Origin of the sequence: Archangium violaceum (assembly GCF_016859125.1) — a bacterium.
GTDB classification, from domain to species: Bacteria; Myxococcota; Myxococcia; order Myxococcales; family Myxococcaceae; genus Archangium; species Archangium violaceum_A.
The window spans coordinates 7,307,102-7,322,312 of record NZ_CP069338.1 but is presented as its reverse complement, the minus strand read 5'-3'; the positions used below and the strand labels follow the sequence as shown (position 1 = coordinate 7,322,312).

The window sequence follows — 15,211 nt, the reverse complement described above, 5'->3', positions numbered from 1 at the left end:
CTTGCCAAATTGTCAGGCGGTGCGCTCGGCGAGCCGCAATCCGGCCTCCACCAGGTTGAGGGCGGCGCCCCGGCCGGCGTTGTCCACGGTGGCGAAGAGGGTGAGCCACTCGGGGGACTGGGGGAAGGAGCGCAGGCGGCCCACGTGGATGGTGGGGTCGGCGGTGACGAGGCTGGGCATGGGATAGATTTTCTCTCCCGGTGAATCCAGCACCTTGAGCGCGGGCGAGCCCTTGAGGGCGGCGCGCGCCTGGTCCACGGAGGCGGGCTTCTTCAGCCGCACGTGGAGGCTCAGTCCATGGCCGTAGAAGGTGGGCACCTGCACGGCGGTGCCAGCCACCACGGGCACCTCACCCTTGGAGGCGAAGAGGCGCGCGGACTCGAGCGTCCAACCGGCCTCCTCCTCCGTCCAGGGCGAGTTGGCCATGAAGGGGCCCACCTGGGGCACCAGGTTGAAGCCCACGCGCTGAGGGAAGACGTGGGACTCGGGCTCGCGGCCGGAGAGGAGCGCCGCCGTCTGTTGCTCCAGCTCGCGCAGGCCCGGGTTGCCCGAGGCGGACACGCCCATGAGGGCCGTCACCTGCACCTGGGCCACGCCGAATCCCTGGCGCAGCGGCTCGAGAATCGTGGCGAGCGCCGTCGTCACCGCCGAGGGCAGGGCCACGATCCGGCCCTTGAAGGAGGCGTTCAACAGCTCGGAGTTGAAGCCGGGGAGCACCAGCGGCACGTTGCCCTCCGCGCGGAAGGCGGAGCTCACGTCCACCACCCAGGCCCCCGCGGCCTGAGCCATCGGCGCCAGCGTGCGCGACGCGTCCGCCGGCGTGGCGAGCAGCACCAGGCCCACTCCCCGGAAGGCCTCGGGGGTGACCGTCTCCACCTCCAGCGTCTCCTCGCCGTACTCCAGCTCCTCGCCCTCGGAGCGCCCCGAGCCCAGCACGGTGAGCTGCTCGGCGGGGAAGTCCCGGTCCAGGAGGTTGGAGATGACCTCGGTGCCCACCACGCCCGTGGCTCCCACCACGGCGATTCGCAGGTTCTCGTTCATGGCGGTCCCTTTACCCCAGCCCCCGGCTCCCGTGGGCCTCACTTGTCATCGACTCCCACTCATGTAGGGTAACATACGACATCACGTCCGCCCCTCGGGCGACCAGCACGGCCGTCCGCATGAGGGGTGAGCAGGAGGGATGAGCCAGGAACGGGCCCACCGCCGGGGATCCGGTAGACTGGGAGGATGTGGACGGTCGTGTCGTTATTGCTGCTCGCGAATCTGCCGCCCGATGGCGCGGCACAGCTCGAGAAGGTGGACAGGCTGATGCCCGAGCTGCGGCGTATGGCCTCGGATCCGGCGGTGGTCCGCGAGGTGAAGAAGCAGAACGCGCAGCGCGTGCCGATGGACACCCTCCAGAAGTTGGACGAGGAGTGGCGCGCGACCCCCGCCCTCACCCCCTTCAAGCGCAAGGTGCTGGACAGCGCGTGCGCGCGCTCCCTCGAGCGCTACCGCAACCGGATGGGCCGGGTGATGGCCGAGTCCTTCGTCATGGACAACCAGGGCGCGCTGGTGGGCGCCACGCGGCGCACCTCCGACTACTGGCAGGGGGACGAGCCGAAGTGGCGCAAGTCCTTCAATGGTGGCCGGGGCGGAGAGCTGCGCGAGAAGCCCTTCTTCGACGAGTCCTCCCAGTCCTACGTCGTCCAGATTTCCCTTCCGGTGAAGGACGGAGCCCGTGTCATCGGCGCCCTCACCGTGTCCGTCTCCCTGCTCGAGCTCTGAAACCATGAACCTCCCCTTCCTGGGTGACCTCAAGCTGCGGGGTCGCATCACCCTGTCCGTGGCGCTGCTGTCGGCCTTCGCCATCCTGTCCGTCACGGGCCTGGGCCTGTCCTTCACGCGGCGCACGCTGTCCAAGCAGATCCACGCCACGCTCGCGGTGGAGGCCGAGGGCCTCAAGAACCTGGTGGAGCGCACCCTGGCCGAGCGCGAGGCGAGCGTGCGCGGGTGGGCCGAGGACTCCATCCTCCGCGGCGCGCTGCTCTTCGACACCTACGAGAAGAGCGATGGGGTGCTCGCGGGCCTGGCCAAACGCCACCCCGCCGTCAGCGGCTTCGTCCTCTTCGACGAGCAGGGCCGCGTCGTCTCCGCCAGCTCGGAGCAGGTGCGCGAGGCCTTCCAGGGCAAGGAGCGCGAGGTGCGCGAGACGGCCTGGTACCGGGCGGCGCGCGAGGGTCACTTCACCGCCGACTCGCTCTCCACGCAGAAGGATCCCATGTTCGATCAGCGGGTGCTGCCCCTGGCCGCGCCGGTGCTCAGTCCGATCAGTGGTGCCCGCATCGGCGTGCTGCTCGCCGCGTACAACTGGAACCAGGTGGGTGACGTGGTGAGATCCGCGGTCCAGCGGGCCCGGGAGCGCGGGCAGGACAGCTTCGGCCTGGAGGTGAAGACCGCGGATGGCGCGCTCCTCTTCGACTCGCGCCCCGCCAACGCCGAGCCCCTGGAGCGTCTCGTGTCCGAGGAGGCCATCAATGGCTCGGACGTGCAGGACGTGGGGGACGGCTGGCACTTCGTGGCCAAGGTGGACGCGCGGGAGGCCTATGCCCCCATGGCGCGGGCGGCCACGGTGGCGCTCGCGCTGCTGGGCCTCTTCCTGGCCCTGTCCATCATGAGCGCGTGGTGGCTGGCGCGCGGCATCACCCGGCCCATCACCGCGCTGAACGCGGCGGTGACGCACGTCGTCCAGGAGGGAGACCTGTCGCACCATGTGGAGGTGGGCTCCCGGGACGAGGTGGGCGAGCTGGCCCGCGCCTTCGCGCGGATGATGGAGAACCTGCGCGACATGACCCTGAGCCTCCAGCAGGGCACGGGCGCGCTCGCCGGAGCCGTGACCGAGCTGAGCCAGGCCTCCGAGGTGCAGGAGCGCAACCTCGCGCGCCAGGCCTCCGCCATCCAGGAGACGCAGGTCACCGCGCAGGAGATCCGCCAGACGTCGCAGATGGCGGCGGATCGCTCGCAGGCCGTGCTGGAGGTGGCCGCCCGGGCCGAGCAGGTGGGCAACGTGGGCGAGTCCACCCTGTCCGCCAGCATCACGGGCCTGCACGAGCTGCACGAGAAGGTGGGCCGTCTGGCCACCACCATCATCTCGCTCGGCGAGCGCACCCAGCAGATCGGCAGCATCGCCCAGACGGTGAAGGACCTGGCGGACCAGTCCAACATGCTGGCGCTCAACGCCGCCATCGAGGCGGTGCGCTCCGGCGAGCACGGCAAGGGCTTCGGCGTGGTGGCGCGTGAGATCCGCGCCCTGGCCGACCAGTCCATCGACTCCACGGACCGTGTGCGAGAGCTGCTGGATGACATCGGACAATCCATCCAGAGCACGGTGGTGATGACGCAGAAGGGTCAGCAGCAGATGCAGGAAGGGCTCTCGCAGATCCGGGCCAGCGGAGAGAGCCTCCGGGAGCTGACCTCCATCGTGCGGGACAACGCCGGGGCGGCCCGGCAGATCGCCGTCGCGGTGAACCAGCAGAACGCGGGCATCTCCCAGATCTTCACCGCGGTGACGGATCTGTCCTCGCTGATGGACGAGACGATGCAGAGCCTGCAATCCACCACGCGGGCCACGCGCACACTGCGCGAGGCGGCCGAGGGCATGGCGGCGGTGGCACGCACGTACCGGGTGTAGTGCGGTTTCTCACCATCCGCGAAAGCCGGGCCGCGAATCAAAAGACCGGGCCGGGAATCCATTCCCCTTATATTTACCCGGTTGGGAATTCCACACTCCGAACGAGGATGAGTTCGTGCTCGGAGGGAGGTCGTAATGGCGCAGACGTTGAAGGTGAACGGCAAGGAAGTAACTGTTGACGTGGACCCAGGGACTCCCCTCCTCTGGGTGCTGCGGGAGAAGCTGGGACTGCTGGGGACGAAGTTCGGATGTGGGCAGGGCCTGTGCGGCGCCTGCACGGTGCACGTCAACGGCGCCGCGACGCGCAGCTGTCTGCTGCCCGTGGTGGCGGTGAGCGGTGAGATCACGACGATCGAGGGCCTGAGCCCCGACAACAGCCACCCCGCCCAGCGCGCGTGGATCGAGGCCGACGCGCCCCAGTGTGGCTACTGCCAGTCCGGACAGGTGATGGCCTGCGCCGCGCTACTCAAGGCCAAGCCCAAGCCCACGGAGGCCGACATCTCGGCCGCCATGACGAACCTGTGCCGCTGCGGCACCTACGGAAAGATCCGCAAGGCCGTGCAGATCGCCGTCAAGCTCAACTCCGAGGGGGAGGTCTGACCATGAAGACCGACCAGGAGAAGAACACCCAGGTGGGTCTCTCGCGCCGCTCGTTCGTCCAGTCGACCGCCGCGACGGTCGCGGGGCTCGTGCTCGGCTTCCACCTCCCCGCCAACCCGATGCGCCGCTCCGAGGCGTTCGCCGCGGAGGCCGAGGGCAAGGTGTCCCCGGAGGCCAGGGAGACGAAGCTCAACACGTGGCTGCGGATCGCGCCGGATGGCGTCATCACCATCTACGTCGCCCGGAGCGAGATGGGCCAGGGCATCTTCACCTCGATGCCCATGATCATCGCCGAGGAGCTCGAGGCGGACTGGAGCAAGATTCGCGTCGAGCCCGCGCCCTCGGGCCCGGAGTTCAACTACACCGGCCAGCCCTTCGAGATCACCGGTGGCAGCATGAGCATCCGCACCACCTGGGACATCCTCCAGCGGATCGGCGCCATCGCGCGCCACATGCTCATCGCCGCCGCCGCCCAGAAGTGGGGCGTCACCGCGGAGAGCTGCCACGCCGAGCAGGGCTTCGTCGTCCACAAGGCGAGCGGTCGCAAGGCCGGCTTCGGTGAGCTCACGGCCGCCGCCGCCGCGCTGCCCGTGGATGCAATTCCGAAGGAGCCGAAGCTCAAGACGCGCGCCGAGTACAAGCTCATCGGCAAGCCGGTGAAGCGGCTCGACACGCCCGCCAAGGTGTCCGGCAAGCCCCTCTTCGGCATCGACGTCGTCGTCCCGGACATGGTGTACGCTGCGGTGCGCCACTCGCCCGTCATCGGCGGGGAGTGCTCGAACTTCGCGGAGCTGGCCAAGGCGATGCCCGCGGGCACCACGCTGGTGAAGACCAGGGGGGCCATCATCGCCGTGGCGGACAGCTGGTGGACGGCGAAGACGGTCATCGGCGGCCTCGAGCCCAAGTGGACGAAGGGCGCCACGACCGGGCAGTCCTCGGAGGCCATCGAGAAGAAGCTCCGCGCGGCCGCCAGCGGAAAGAAGAACCCCGTCGCGGCAACGAAGGGTGAGGCCGACAAGGCGCTGGCCAAGGCGAAGACGAAGCTCGAGGCCGAGTACTCGACGCCCTTCCTCGCCCACACGCCGATGGAGCCCCTCAACTGCACGGCCCACGTCAAGCCGGATGGAATCGAGATCTGGGTGGGAACGCAGTCCCATACCCTCACCAAGCTCCTCGTCTCGAACGCCACGAAGGTGCCGCAGGACAAGATCGTCGTCCACACCACCTACCTCGGCGGAGGCTTCGGCCGGAGGGCGGAGAGCGACGAGGTGATGCAGGCCATCGCGGCCTCGAAGGCGGTCGGCAAGCCCGTCAAGCTCATCTGGTCGCGCGAGGAGGACGTCCAGCACGACTTCTACCGGCCTGCGACCCTCGTGAAGATGAGGGCCGGGCTCGGTGAGGACGGACTGCCCGTGGCCTTCACGGCGAACATCGCCGGCCCCTCCATCATGAAGCGGTGGACGACGTTCGGTGGCGTCGGCAAGAACGGCATCGACATGACGACCATCGAGGGCCTGGCCGACTTCAAGTACGAGTGCCCCAACCAGCACATCCAGGCCGCCATCGTCGACACGGGCGTGCCGGTGGGCTTCTGGCGCTCCGTTGGTAGCTCCCACAACGCCTTCTACGTGGAGAGCTTCATGGACGAGCTGGCGCACGCGGCGAAGCAGGATCCGTACAAGTTCCGCCGCGCCCTCCTCGAGAAGTCGCACCCGCGCTTCGTCAAGGTGCTCGACACCGTGGCCCGGATGTCGAAGTGGGAGACGCCTCCCGCCGAGGGCCGCTTCCGCGGCATCGCCATCGCCGAGAGCTTCGGCAGCATCGTCGGCGAGGTGGCCGAGGTCTCGGTCACGGCGGACGGCCGACTGACGGTCCACAAGGTGTGGGTGGCGGTTGATTGTGGCCGGTACGTCAACCCGGACACCATCGTCGCCCAGATGGAGGGTGGCGTCGTCTACGGGCTCTCCGCCGCGCTGCGCGGGCAGATCACCCTGCGCAATGGCCGCGTCGAGCAGAGCAACTTCCACGACTTCTCGATGCTGGCTCCCTACGAGATGCCGGAGATCGCCGTGGAGATCGTCGAGAGTGGCGAGGCCCCCGGTGGCGTGGGAGAGCCCGGCGTGCCGCCCATCGCCCCGGCCGTGACGAACGCCATCTTCGCCGCGACCGGCAAGCGCCTGCGCACCCTGCCGATCAGCAACCACAAGCTCACGGGAGGTAAGCCCACGTGAGTGTGAGCGAGCTCCTCGCCGTCATGGAGGGAGCCGCCGCAGCCCGCGAGCCGCTCGTGGTCGGGACCCTGGTCCGCACGAGCGGTTCGACGTATCGCCGGGCCGGGGCGCGCCTCCTCATCACGAAGGAGGGAGTGCCCGTCGGGCTGATCAGCGGCGGCTGTCTCGAGCCGCAGATCGCGAAGACGGCGCGCGAGGTGCTCGCCACGGGTGCCTCGCGGCGCCTTCGCTTCGACATGACGGGCGAGAACGACGGGCTCATCGGCTTCGGCCTCGGGTGCCGGGGTGCGCTCGATGTGCTGCTCGAGAAGCTTGAGCCCTGGCGGCTCGATGCCGAGACCCGGCGGCTGCTGTGCGGAATGAACTCCGCCGACGCACCCCGGGCGCTCGTCACCGCCTTCGAGGCCCCTCCCGCCCTCGAAGGTCTTCTCGGCACTGTCCTGGTGAAGGAGGGAGACGCGGATGCCCCCTCCTCCGCCATGGCCCTGCGTGAGGCGGCGCACGGGCTCGCCCGGGAAGCGCTCGCGACGGATCGTCCCCTGGTGCGGACGCTCCAGCTGCCGGAAGGCGGCATCGAGTGCTTCGTGGACCTCGTACCGCCCGCCGTCCACCTCACCATCTACGGCGCGGGTCCGGACGCGGTGCCCCTGGTCTCCATCGCCCGTCAGCTCGACTGGAGGGTGACGGTGGTGGACCACCGGCCGGCGATGTGCGATCCGGCGCGCTTCCCGGGTGCCGAGCGCGTGGTGCACGCGCATCCCGAGAACGTCGTCCCGCACGTGCCCACCGGGCGTCACTCGGCCGTGGTGGTCATGAGCCATAACTACTTCGCCGACCTGCGTCTGCTGCCCGTGCTCCTGAAGCTCGACGTGGCCTACGTCGGGCTGCTCGGCCCCCGACGCCGGGGCGAGCAGCTCCTGCGCGAGATGGCCGATGAGTTCGTTCCGACCCCGGAGCAGCTCGCGCGCCTCTATAGTCCGGTGGGACTGAAGATCGGTGGTGACACCCCGGCGGCCATCGCCCTGTCGATCGCCGCGGAGATCCAGGCCGTGCTGTCCCAGAGCGAAGGCGCCCACCTCCGGCAGCATGACGGGCCCATCCACCTGTCCCAGCCAGAGGAGACGCATAGGAAGAGCGCATGAGCTCCGCGGGCGCCCTCCCCTTCTCGGCCATCGTGCTCGCCGCGGGCGCCTCGTCGCGCCTCGGCACGCCGAAGCAGCTCGTGCGCCTGGAGGGGGAACCGCTCGTGTGCCGAGCCGCGCGCCTGGCGAATGAGAGTGGGGCCCGGAGCGTCATCGTCGTCACCGGAGCCTCCAACGAAGCCGTAGCGGAGGCGCTCGGCGGTGCACGCATCCGGCTCGCGCACAACACCGGGTGGGCCGAGGGGCCGGGCACCTCCATCCGCGCCGGTATCGAGGCCCTGCTCGCCGACACCTCCCGCCCCCGGGACGAGCAGGCCGTGCTCATGTTGTGCGATCAGCCCTTCGTCACGCCGGAGCACCTTCGTGCGCTCGTGGAGCGGGTGACGCGCGGCCACCCGGCCGCCGCCAGCGACTATGGTGGGGAGGGCGGTTTCGGGGTGCCCGCGGCGTTCGCGGCGGAGCTCCTTCCCGAGCTCCTCGCGCTGAGCGGGCACCAGGGAGCCAAACCCGTGCTGATGCGCCACCAGGCGCGACTGGCCCTCGTGCCTTTCACCGAGGGACTCCTCGACGTCGACACCCCGGCGGACCTCGAGCGCCTCGGCCTCAGTCGTCCTTGAGACGCGCGGTGGGCGGAGGCCCGGGCAGCGGGGGGAACTTGGGGTTGCGCTCGGGCTCGGAGGCCCGGACGTAGTGCGGCTCCAGGGCGAAGATCGCCTGCACCGTCTGCTCCTCGGGGAAGCGGACCAGGTACGACAGCGCCACCGCCGAGGGGAAGGAAGGCTCACTCAACAGCCGCGAGGGAGCCACGCCATGACGCTCCAGCGCCGCGCGGTACTCGGGCAGGGCGGGTCCCAGGGCGAGCGCCTCCGGCTCGGCGGCCATGCGCGCGGCCACCTCCTCCGGGTGCATCGCCTCCTCGGGGCCGAGCGCCTCCACGCGCTGTCCCACGCGCCGGTAGGGCCCCAGGTAGAGGTCGTCCTTTCGTGCCACCGCGAGGGCGAAGAGGGGCGAACCCTCGGGGCCCTCCAGTGCCACGGCCGCGAGCGACGAGGCCCCGGCCACCTTGAGTCCCGCCGCGTACGCCAGCCCCTTCACGCAGGACAGGCCAATGCGCAGGCCGGTGAAGGAGCCCGGGCCCAGGCCGATGGCGAGGCCCTCCAGGGACTTGAGCGCCACTCCGTGCCGCGCGAGCAGCTCGCCAACGACGCCGGGCAGCACCTCGCTCTGCTTCTTCGGCGGCCCCACCACCACGTGCTCGAGGACGCGCACGCCCTCCCCTTCCCGCTCCACGAGGGCCAGGGACAATGTGAGGGTGGAGGTGTCGAGCGCGAGGAACATGGGGAGGCTTCTACCCCGCCAGCGGCCCGAAGGGGACGGAGAGCAACGAGACCCGGTCCGCGCAGCGGTAGAGGCGCACCCGGGCCAGGCCCTTGTCCATCATGCCGAGCTTCTTCGCGGCGGCGGTCGACACGTCCACCACGCGTCCCTTGACGAAGGGGCCGCGGTCGTTGACGCGCACCTCCACGGAGCGCCCGTTCTCCATGTTCACCACCCGGAGACACGAACCGAAGGGCAGCTTCTTGTGGGCGGCGGTGAGGTGCTGGGGATTGAACTTCTCACCGCTGGCCGTGGGCCGGCCGGCGAAGCCCGGGCCGTAATACGAGGCGATCCCCTCCTCCAACCATGCTCGGGACTTGGGCGGCTTCTCCGGCCGCACCACCTCGGGTTCCTCTTCGCGCGTGGGCCGGGTGGCTCGCGGCGCACAGCCCGCCAACACTCCCAGCCCCAGGATCAACCCCACGAACAGTCGCCGCATCTCACCTCTTCAGCGAGTCACGTCGTTGTAGAAAGCCATCACCATCAGCGCCACGAGCAACACCAGGCCGACGACGTTGGCCATCTCGCGCACGCGCACCGAGATGGGACGGCGGCGGATGCCCTCCCACAGGGCGGACAGCAGCCCGAAGCCATCGAGGATGGGGATGGGCAGCAGGTTCATCACGCCCAGGTTGATGGAGATGACGGCCATCAGGTGGAGGTAGCTCTCCCAGCCCTGCTCCGCGCTCTTGGAGGCCAGCTGGTACATCATCACGGGCCCGCCCAGCGTCTTCGTGGACATCTGCCCGCTCACGATACGGCCGATGACCGTCACCATCTGCCCGACAATCTTGGGCACGATGACGACGGACTGGCGCAGCGCCTCGGGGATGCTGACCTGCACCGTCACCGTGTCCAGGGGCAGCAGTTCCGCCGCGGAGGGCAGCCAGGGCCTTATGCCCAGCTCGAGCCGGGACAACTCCTGCCCGAGCTCGTCCTTGCTGGTCCGCATCGCCTGGGAGAGCGTCTGCGAGTGCTCCTGCCCATCCGCCGCCGAGCGCCAGGAGAGCTGGAAGGACTGGTCCTTCAGGGTGCTGAGCTCCGCCGCCAGCACGTTGAAGGAGTTCAGCGGCTGACCATTGAAGGAGACGAGCCGATCCCCCGCGCGAATGCCGGCCTTCTCCGCCACGCTGCCGGGGCTGACGGCGACCACGTACAGGTCCGAGGGCTCCACGCCCAGGGCCGCGAAGCCCTCGCCCTCCTGCCTCGGCACCGTCAGCTTGACGACGGAAGGCACCTGCCCCACCACCGCGCCGGCCTCCACGGGCCGCGAGCGCTGGACGGTGAGCTCCAGAGGCCCTTGCGTCTTGGCGACCTGCTCGAGGAAGGCGGCCTCGTCCGGAATGCTCACGCCGTTGATGGACAGGATGCGGTCGAAGGTCTTCAGCCCCGCCTCGGCGGCCGGCGAGCCCGGCGGCACGCCCACCACCGCGGGCTTGCGGGCGGGCTGGATGCCGATCTGCCCCCGCTCCACCGACTCGACGGGGTTGGACTCGATGACCTTGCGCGGCGTCACATTGGCGATGAACTGCGTGCCATCGCGCTCGACGGTGATGGGCAGGGGGCGATCGAAGCGGCCCACGAAGGCGCTGCGCAGATCATCGAAGGTCTGAACCTTCTCCCCATCCACGGCGATGATGCGGTCTCCCGGCCGGATTCCGGCGGCCGCCGCGGGCATGGCCGGATCCACGAAGCCCACCCGGGTGGAGATGGCCTCGTGCGCCCCGACGAAGACGAAGAAGTAGATGATGACGGGGAAGGCCAGGCTGAAGAAGGGCCCGGCCGCCACGATGAGGGCCCGCTTCCAGGGCGTGGCGTTGAGGAAACCCCGCTGCGCGTCCTCGGGGCTCATCTCCTCATAGGGTGAGTCCCCCGCCATCTTCACGTAGCCGCCCAGGGGCAGCATGGCGACCTGGTACTCCGTGTCCCCCTTGGTGAAGCCGAAGAGCTTCGGCCCGAAGCCGATGGAGAACCGGACGACCTTCACCCCGCAGGCCTTGGCCACGAGGAAGTGGCCCAGCTCATGGACGGTGATGAGCACGCCAAGCAGCAGGATGAACAGACCAGGACCTTGAAGCATGGACCCAACACTAACCGTGGGACCCTGGCCCGACAATGCGCTTCCGAGGTCGCGCCCCCGCCGACCGGACAATCGGCGGGCGCTACGGAAGCAGGCCGCGCACGAACGTGACGTAGACGAACACCAGGGGGGCGTTGAAGAGCAGCGCGTCGATGCGATCCAGGATGCCGCCGTGCCCGGGGATGATTCGGCCGGAATCCTTCACCCCATAGGCCCGCTTGAGCATGGACTCGCACAGGTCCCCGATGGGACCGAGGATGCCGCCGAAAATTCCCAGCAGCAGACAGTCGGCCACGGTGAGCACGGGGAAGAAGAAGCCCCGGGCGATGAACATGCCTCCCACCGAGCCCACCAGGCCGCCAGCGAAGCCCTCCCAGGTCTTGTTGGGGCTCACCGCGGGGTAGAGCTTGTGGCGGCCCAGGAAGCGGCCAGCGAAGTAGGCGGCGGTATCGTTGGCCCAGGTGATGACGAGCGCGGCGATGACCCACGCCAGGCCATCCGGCATCAACCGCAGGGCGGACACGGCGGTGAGGCCCACCGAGCCATACAGGAAGCCCGTCACCAGGTGCGCCACCCGGGTGGGCGCCTCCTGCAGCGGGCCCCGGATGAGGTGGTAGGTGAAGGCGAAGAAGAGGAAGAAGGCCGTCACCCAGAAGGCTCCCTCTCCGGTGCGCGCCGGATCCCTCAGCGGCAGGAAGGGCAACACGCCCGCGAGCACCACGCCCACCCAGGCCGCTGGCGACAGCGTCTTCTGGGTGATGGTGTAGTACTCGCTGGCGCAGATGGCCGCGGCCACGCCCAGCAGGCCCGCGCTGTACAGGCCACCCATGAACAGCAGGAAGAGGACGACCGGCAGCAGAATCACCGCCGAGACGATCCGGATGACGAGGTTCTTGTTCTTCTCGTTCACGCCTTGGCCCGCTGGGAGTCCTCCCGCTTGAGTTGCGCGGAGGTGAGTCCGAAGCGCCGTTCGCGTTGCTGGTACTGCGCCAGACAGCGCAGGAAGGCTTCGGTCCGGAAGTCCGGCCACAGGACGTCGCTGAAGCACAGCTCCGCGTACGCCAGCTGCCAGAGGAGGAAATTGGAGATGCGCTGCTCGCCGCTGGTGCGCACCACCAGGTCCACCGGTGGCAGATCGTGCGTCCAGAGGAACGACTCGAAGGTCTTCGTGTCCAGGTGCGCGGGCGTCAGCTCGCCCTTGCTGGCGGCCTCGGCCACCCGGCGCGCCGCCTGCACCAGCTCCTCGCGCCCGCCGTAGGAAAGCGCCAGCGTCAGCACCATCCCCGTGTTGTGCGCCGAGTCCGCCCGGAGCCTATCCAACGGCTCCTTCACGAAGCGCGGCAGCTTGTCCACCTCGCCAATGGCGTTGAGGCGGATGCCGTTCTCGAGGATCTCCGCGCGCTCGCTCTCGAGGTACTCGCGCAGCAGATCCATCAGCGCCGCCACCTCCTCGGCGGGACGGGCCCAGTTCTGCGAGGAGAAGGCATAGAGGGTGAGGGCCTCCACGCCCACCCGGCGGGCACAGCGCGTCACCTCGCGCACACTGTTGGAGCCCTCACGATGTCCTTCTTCCCGGGGCAGGCCGCGCATCTCCGCCCACCGTCCGTTGCCGTCCATGATGATCCCCACGTGGCGCGGCAGGGGTCGTTCCTGGACGAGTCGCTCGAGGGCAGTCAGAGAAGGAGGTGACACAGGGCGTTCCATGAGGCTGCGCAAGATAGAGGCACCACCGGGCTACGTCCACGGGCGTGTACAGGAGTGGTCGTTCCAACGACCCGAGTGGTCGTCGCGGCGGTGGGAACGGCGGCCCCGGGTGCTTGCCTCCCTCCTGGCAATCCCAGTGAGTCCCAGACCTACCCCATTCTTGCTACCCGGCCCCATGAGGAGCTGGAATGCGTCGTGACCACCATCCGACACCCGGGTGTGCCGGGCGTCCGTTTGACCCCGACGCAACAGGGTATCTAGGATCTCCAACTCGATGCGTCCCAACCTCATCGGTCCCTATCGCGTTCTCGAGACGCTTGGAAGTGGAGGCATCGGGACCGTCTACCGGGCCCTGGATGGCAGGAGCAACGAGGCGGTGGCGCTGAAGCTGCTGTCGGGCGGCCCGGCGATGGACTCACGGGCGGCGAAGCGGCTGGTGCGCGAGTTCGAGACCCTGGCGGACCTCTCCCACCCCAACGTGGTGAAGGTCTACGACACCGGGGTGTTCCAGAGCTCCCCGTACCTGGTGATGGAGCTCATCGAGGGCCTGACGCTGCGCGAGTACCTGTCGCTGCGGGGCGAGGAGCTGCTGTCCCAGGCGAGCTCGGCCTCGAGATCCGCCTCGGCGTCGACCTCGGGGACGTTCTCCCGCTCCGGAGCGGCGGCGTCGGCCTCGGCGGAGGGCCCGGCGAGCCGGGAGGCGGCATCGGGCGAGGCGGGCGGCGGGCTGTTCGATCTGTCGGCCTTCGCCGAGGAAGCGCCGAGCGAGGACATGGCGGCGATGCGCTTCGGCAGCTCGGGCTCGGCGGCGCGGCTGCCCGTGCAGATGGAGCCGTGGCTGGGCTCGGACTCGGACGAGCTGGATCCCCTGGACTTCGAGCTGCCCTACGACGTGGCGGGGCCGGGGGCGGAGCCGGTGAAGCGGGAGACGGCGGCGCGGCTGGAGGAGCTGAACCGGCCGGAGCGGGTGGGCCGGCTGAAGGACGCGCTGCTGCAGATCTGCGAGGCGCTGGCGTACATCCACGCGCACGGGCTGGTGCACCGGGACCTGAAGCCGTCCAACATCATGGTGGACGAGGATCGTCAGGTCCGGCTGATGGACTTCGGACTGGCGAAGTTCCTGGCGGACGACGCGGGGATGACGCTGGACGGGCGCATGGTGGGGACGTTCCGCTACATGTCGCCGGAGCAGATCCTCGGCGAGCCGCTGGACGGGAGATCGGACCTCTACAGCCTGGGAGTCATCCTCTACGAGCTGATGACGGGCCGGCCGCCTTTTGACGCGAAGTCGCCGGTCGACTTGTGGCACAAGGTGCTGGAAACCGAGCCCCCACCAGTGTTGGCCATCAACCAGAACGGAGATCCACAGCTGGCCCGGGTGGCCCATCGCCTCATCCGGAAGGAGCCGGACGACCGGTTCCAGACGGCGGAGGAAGTGTACGAGGCACTCTCCGAGTGAACGAGAACGCAACCGGAACGACGCACACGCTGGTGGTGGAGGCGGGGAAGGCGGGACAGCGGGTGGACCTCTTCATTGGAGAGGCGCTGGGGCTGTCGCGAGCGAAGCTGAAGCGGCTGTTCGATTCGGGCGCGGTGAAGGTGGACGGCCGTGCGGCGAAGAAGGGGCTGCTGGTGGCCGTGGGCCAGCGCATCACCGTGGTGGTGCCGGAGGAGCGGCGCGAGGTGGTGCCGGATCCGGAGGCCCCGCTGTCGGTGCTGCACTCGGACGAGGTGCTGGTCTTCGTGGACAAGCCCGCGGGCAGGCCGTCGCACCCCCTGCAGCCGGGAGAGACGGGCACGGTGGCCAACGCGCTGGTGGCGCGCTACCCCGAGTGCGCTCGAGCCTCGGAGGACGAGCGCGAGGGCGGGCTGTGCCACCGGCTGGACATCGAGACGTCCGGGGTGATGGTGGCGGCGCGCACGCGAGAGGCGTGGACGGCGGTGCGCGAGGCGTTCGGCGGACGCGAGGTGGACAAGCGCTACTGGGCCCTGGTGACGGGGCCGCTGGCGGACGACGGGGAGATCGACCTGCCGCTGCGGCACCACCCGAGACACCCGGACCGGGTGGAGCCGGCGCTGGACGGAGGCGAGGGCGCGAGGGATGCGCACTCGGAGTTCCGGGTGCTGGAGCGCGCGGGAGAGTACAGCCTGGTGGAGGTACGCATCTCCACGGGGGTGCTGCACCAGGTCCGCGCGCACCTGGCGGCGGTGGGAGCGCCCATCGTGGGGGACACGCTGTACGGAGGACGCGAGGAGCCGGGATTGAGCCGCTTCTTCCTGCACGCGAAGGCACTGGGAATCACCCACCCGGTGACGAAGAAGCAGGTGCGGGTGGAGAGCCCCCTCCCCTCCGAGCTGCTCGCCGTGCTCGAGCACCACGCCCTCCCGCTCCCGACTCGCCCCTGAG

14 protein-coding genes are annotated in these 15,211 nt (G+C 69.5%); 8 read left to right on the top strand and 6 right to left on the bottom strand.

Annotated elements, in window-relative coordinates:
- Positions 1-12: 12 nt before the first annotated feature.
- Positions 13-1,041: an aspartate-semialdehyde dehydrogenase gene (locus JQX13_RS31375; RefSeq protein ID WP_203403145.1), complete on the bottom strand. Its 1,029-nt coding sequence runs from the start codon at positions 1,039-1,041 to the stop codon at positions 13-15.
- Positions 1,042-1,239: 198 nt separating this feature from the next.
- Here JQX13_RS31375 and JQX13_RS31370 point away from each other — a divergent pair, with 198 nt between their 5' ends.
- The 6 genes from JQX13_RS31370 (at position 1,240) to JQX13_RS31345 (ending at position 8,260) form a co-directional block, all read left to right on the top strand.
- Complete coding sequence (locus JQX13_RS31370; RefSeq protein ID WP_239013964.1) at positions 1,240-1,767, top strand: PDC sensor domain-containing protein; 528 nt, start codon at positions 1,240-1,242, stop codon at positions 1,765-1,767.
- A 4-nt stretch (positions 1,768-1,771) separates the two neighbouring features.
- Positions 1,772-3,670, top strand: a complete 1,899-nt coding sequence (locus JQX13_RS31365) for a methyl-accepting chemotaxis protein (protein WP_203403143.1) — start codon at positions 1,772-1,774, stop codon at positions 3,668-3,670.
- A 135-nt stretch (positions 3,671-3,805) separates the two neighbouring features.
- A complete protein-coding gene (locus JQX13_RS31360) occupies positions 3,806-4,270 on the top strand; it encodes a (2Fe-2S)-binding protein (RefSeq protein WP_203403142.1) in 465 nt (154 codons plus the stop codon).
- 2 nt (positions 4,271-4,272) lie between these two features.
- Positions 4,273-6,501, top strand: coding sequence for a xanthine dehydrogenase family protein molybdopterin-binding subunit (locus tag JQX13_RS31355; protein ID WP_203403141.1), 2,229 nt, complete (start codon positions 4,273-4,275; stop codon positions 6,499-6,501).
- Entirely contained in the window at positions 6,498-7,643 is a 1,146-nt protein-coding gene (locus JQX13_RS31350) for an XdhC family protein (RefSeq protein ID WP_203403140.1), read from the top strand. Before JQX13_RS31355 ends, JQX13_RS31350 begins: the two co-directional genes overlap by 4 nt.
- Positions 7,640-8,260, top strand: a complete 621-nt coding sequence (locus tag JQX13_RS31345) for a nucleotidyltransferase family protein (protein WP_203403139.1) — start codon at positions 7,640-7,642, stop codon at positions 8,258-8,260. Before JQX13_RS31350 ends, JQX13_RS31345 begins: the two co-directional genes overlap by 4 nt.
- Here JQX13_RS31345 and tsaB read toward each other — a convergent pair.
- From tsaB to JQX13_RS31320, 5 genes are all read right to left on the bottom strand, one after another.
- Positions 8,247-8,981, bottom strand: coding sequence for a tRNA (adenosine(37)-N6)-threonylcarbamoyltransferase complex dimerization subunit type 1 TsaB (tsaB, locus tag JQX13_RS31340; protein ID WP_203403138.1), 735 nt, complete (start codon positions 8,979-8,981; stop codon positions 8,247-8,249). The two genes, JQX13_RS31345 and tsaB, sit on opposite strands and share 14 nt — an antisense overlap.
- A 10-nt stretch (positions 8,982-8,991) precedes the next feature.
- Entirely contained in the window at positions 8,992-9,459 is a 468-nt protein-coding gene (locus tag JQX13_RS31335) for a septal ring lytic transglycosylase RlpA family protein (RefSeq protein ID WP_203403137.1), read from the bottom strand.
- A 9-nt stretch (positions 9,460-9,468) separates the two neighbouring features.
- Entirely contained in the window at positions 9,469-11,100 is a 1,632-nt protein-coding gene (gene rseP / locus JQX13_RS31330) for an RIP metalloprotease RseP (protein ID WP_203403136.1), read from the bottom strand.
- 82 nt (positions 11,101-11,182) lie between these two features.
- On the bottom strand, positions 11,183-12,010 hold the full coding sequence (locus tag JQX13_RS31325; protein WP_203403135.1) for a phosphatidate cytidylyltransferase: 828 nt from the start codon (positions 12,008-12,010) through the stop codon (positions 11,183-11,185).
- Positions 12,007-12,804 carry an isoprenyl transferase gene (locus JQX13_RS31320; protein ID WP_203403134.1) on the bottom strand — a complete coding sequence of 266 codons (798 nt, stop codon included), beginning with the start codon at positions 12,802-12,804 and terminating at the stop codon, positions 12,007-12,009. The genes JQX13_RS31325 and JQX13_RS31320 overlap by 4 nt, the downstream gene beginning before the upstream one ends.
- 274 nt (positions 12,805-13,078) lie before the next feature.
- Between JQX13_RS31320 and JQX13_RS31315 the strand changes: the two genes are divergently transcribed.
- Entirely contained in the window at positions 13,079-14,263 is a 1,185-nt protein-coding gene (locus tag JQX13_RS31315) for a serine/threonine-protein kinase (protein WP_203403133.1), read from the top strand.
- Entirely contained in the window at positions 14,260-15,210 is a 951-nt protein-coding gene (locus JQX13_RS31310; RefSeq protein WP_203403132.1) for an RluA family pseudouridine synthase, read from the top strand. The genes JQX13_RS31315 and JQX13_RS31310 overlap by 4 nt, the downstream gene beginning before the upstream one ends.
- Position 15,211: the final 1 nt, after the last annotated feature.

Excerpts from the sequence above, each read along its gene's own strand:
- JQX13_RS31375 (WP_203403145.1), bottom strand. The coding sequence starts at position 1,041 with ATGAACGAGAACCTGCGAATCGCCGTGGTGGGAGCCACGGGCGTGGTG.
- JQX13_RS31365 (WP_203403143.1), top strand. The coding sequence starts at position 1,772 with ATGAACCTCCCCTTCCTGGGTGACCTCAAGCTGCGGGGTCGCATCACC.
- JQX13_RS31360 (WP_203403142.1), top strand. The coding sequence starts at position 3,806 with ATGGCGCAGACGTTGAAGGTGAACGGCAAGGAAGTAACTGTTGACGTG.
- JQX13_RS31355 (WP_203403141.1), top strand. The coding sequence starts at position 4,273 with ATGAAGACCGACCAGGAGAAGAACACCCAGGTGGGTCTCTCGCGCCGC.
- JQX13_RS31345 (WP_203403139.1), top strand. The coding sequence starts at position 7,640 with ATGAGCTCCGCGGGCGCCCTCCCCTTCTCGGCCATCGTGCTCGCCGCG.
- tsaB (WP_203403138.1), bottom strand. The coding sequence starts at position 8,981 with ATGTTCCTCGCGCTCGACACCTCCACCCTCACATTGTCCCTGGCCCTC.
- JQX13_RS31335 (WP_203403137.1), bottom strand. The coding sequence starts at position 9,459 with ATGCGGCGACTGTTCGTGGGGTTGATCCTGGGGCTGGGAGTGTTGGCG.
- rseP (WP_203403136.1), bottom strand. The coding sequence starts at position 11,100 with ATGCTTCAAGGTCCTGGTCTGTTCATCCTGCTGCTTGGCGTGCTCATC.
- JQX13_RS31320 (WP_203403134.1), bottom strand. The coding sequence starts at position 12,804 with ATGGAACGCCCTGTGTCACCTCCTTCTCTGACTGCCCTCGAGCGACTC.
- JQX13_RS31315 (WP_203403133.1), top strand. The coding sequence starts at position 13,079 with ATGCGTCCCAACCTCATCGGTCCCTATCGCGTTCTCGAGACGCTTGGA.